This is a genomic window from Maribacter sp. (genome assembly GCA_020629415.1).
Classification (GTDB): Bacteria; Bacteroidota; Bacteroidia; order Flavobacteriales; family Flavobacteriaceae; genus Maribacter; species Maribacter huludaoensis.
The window spans coordinates 1-2,479 of record JAHDDL010000019.1; the positions used below are offsets into that span (position 1 = coordinate 1).

General features: G+C 35.9%; 2 protein-coding genes. Both read left to right on the top strand.

Annotation, left to right across the window (positions count from 1 at the left end):
- Positions 1-208 precede the first annotated feature (208 nt).
- On the top strand, positions 209-1,396 hold the full coding sequence (locus QZ657_RS09325; RefSeq protein WP_291966455.1) for an argininosuccinate synthase: 1,188 nt from the start codon (positions 209-211) through the stop codon (positions 1,394-1,396).
- A 142-nt stretch (positions 1,397-1,538) separates the two neighbouring features.
- Positions 1,539-2,479: N-acetyl-gamma-glutamyl-phosphate reductase (gene argC, locus QZ657_RS09330; protein WP_291966457.1), on the top strand; the 941-nt coding region annotated here is incomplete at its 3' end.

Genomic DNA, 2,479 nt, shown 5'->3' on the forward strand with positions numbered 1-2,479 from the left:
TATAGAGTATAGAGTATAGAGTATAGAGTATAGAGTATAGAGTATAGAGTATAGAAAATAAAAAATTATGAGCTGAATGCTAAAGGTTTCAACCTTCTTTCTAACATCTCTTCTCTAATTTCTATTTTCTTTTTTCTAACCTCTCTTTTCTAACCCTATCAAACCAAAATAATAATTACCCGGTATCACCGGAATTGAACATCATAAAATGAAAAAATTAGTACTAGCATACAGCGGCGGATTGGATACTTCTTATTGCGCCAAGCATTTATCAAAAGACAAAGGATTTGAAGTTCATGCAGTAAGCGTGAACACAGGAGGTTTCTCAGTTGCGGAAATAAAGGAAATTGAGAAGAAAGCTATTGAACTGGGCGCTTCTTCTTATACCTCTATAGATGCCGTACAGACCTTTTATGATAAAGTAGTAAAGTATCTTATTTTTGGTAATGTACTTAAAAACAATACCTACCCACTTTCCGTAAGTGCAGAACGAATTGTACAGGCAATAGAAATTGTAAATTACGCTAAAAAAATAGGCGCTAACTATATTGCCCACGGTAGTACAGGCGCGGGTAACGACCAAGTACGTTTTGATATGATTTTCCAGATCATTGCTCCAGAAATTGAAATCATCACGCCTATTAGAGACAACAAATTAGCTAGGGAAGAAGAGATTGCATACTTAAAAGAAAACGGTGTAGATTATCCTTGGGAAAAAGCAAAATACTCTATTAATAGAGGACTTTGGGGTACTTCTGTTGGTGGCGAAGAGACATTAACTTCAGAAAAGCCCTTACCAGATAGCGCCTACCCAAGCCAATTACAGGAAAAGAACCCTACAGAGGTAAAACTTACTTTTGAAAATGGCGAATTAGTTGCTATTGATGGTGCAAAAGACAACCCAGTTGCAAATATTGAAAAACTAGAGGTTTTGGCATCTAAATATGCCATTGGAAGGGATATTCACGTTGGCGATACTATTATAGGTACCAAAGGCAGAGTTGGGTTTGAGGCTCCTGCATCTTTAATTATCATAAAAGCACACCATTTATTAGAGAAACATACACTTACAAAGTGGCAACAATATCAAAAGGAACAACAAGGCAATTTCTATGGCATGTTATTGCATGAAGGCAATTACCTAGATGCTGTAATGCGTAACATAGAAACCTTCTTGACAGATACTCAAAAAACGGTTTCCGGAGATGTATTTGTAGGCTTATATCCATTTCAGTTCAGGTTACACGGTATTTCATCTAAACATGATTTAATGACCGATGCTTTTGGTAAATATGGCGAGGTCAATAAAGGATGGACAGCAGATGACGCTAAAGGATTTATTAAAATACTTTCTAATTCAGGAAAAATCTACAACCATGTAAATGGGGATAAATAAATAGTTAGGAGTTAGGAGTTAGGAGTTAGGAGTTAGGAAAAATAGTATTAAGTAATGAGTACAAATTATTAAGTAAAGAATTAAAAGTGTTGTTTAAGTACTTCATACTTAATACTTCGCACTAATTACACAAAAGAAAATTATGATTAAAGCAGGTATTATTGGTGGTTCTGGTTATACGGGAGGTGAGCTAATTCGCATCTTATTACATCACCCAGCAACTGAAATCGATTTTGTATTCAGTACTACTAGAGCTGGAAAAAAGGTAACAACGGCTCATCCAGATCTATTGGGAGTTACGGATATAGCGTTTACGGGTAATGTAAATCTAAATGTAAACGTTGTTTTTCTATGTTTAGGCCATGGTAATTCTACCGCATTTTTAAACGAGCATCAATTTTCAAAAGATACCGTTATCATAGATTTAAGCAATGATTTTAGATTGCACACCGATGCCAATTTCAGTGGTAAGGAGTTTGTTTATGGTTTACCGGAATTATTCAAATCTGAAATTGAAAATGCAAAATATATAGCTAATCCAGGTTGTTTTGCAACTGCTATCCAATTGGCATTGCTACCCTTGGCAAAAGCGGGGTTGTTGGACAATGAAGTACATATAAATGCTGTAACCGGTAGTACCGGTGCGGGTGTTAGTCCGTCTGCAACTTCTCACTTTTCATGGAGAAATAATAATGTAAGCTGGTACAAGCCTTTTACGCATCAGCATTTAGGGGAAATCAACGAGAGCTTACATTCATTTCAAAAAGATACTGGTAATCTGTATTTTATGCCCAATAGAGGGAATTTTACCCGTGGTATTTTGGCAACTTCCTACACCAAATTTGAGGGTAGTTTAGAGGATGCTAAAAAAATCTTTCAGGAATTTTATAATGATGCGGTGTTCACCCAAATATCAGATGAGCCCATCAATTTAAAACAAGTGGTAAATACAAATCAATGTCACATCCACTTACATAAACATGAAGATGTGCTGTTGATCACCTCTGCCATAGATAACTTATTAAAAGGTGCGTCTGGGCAAGCGGTGCAGAACATGAATTTAATTTTCGGTTTGGAAGAAAA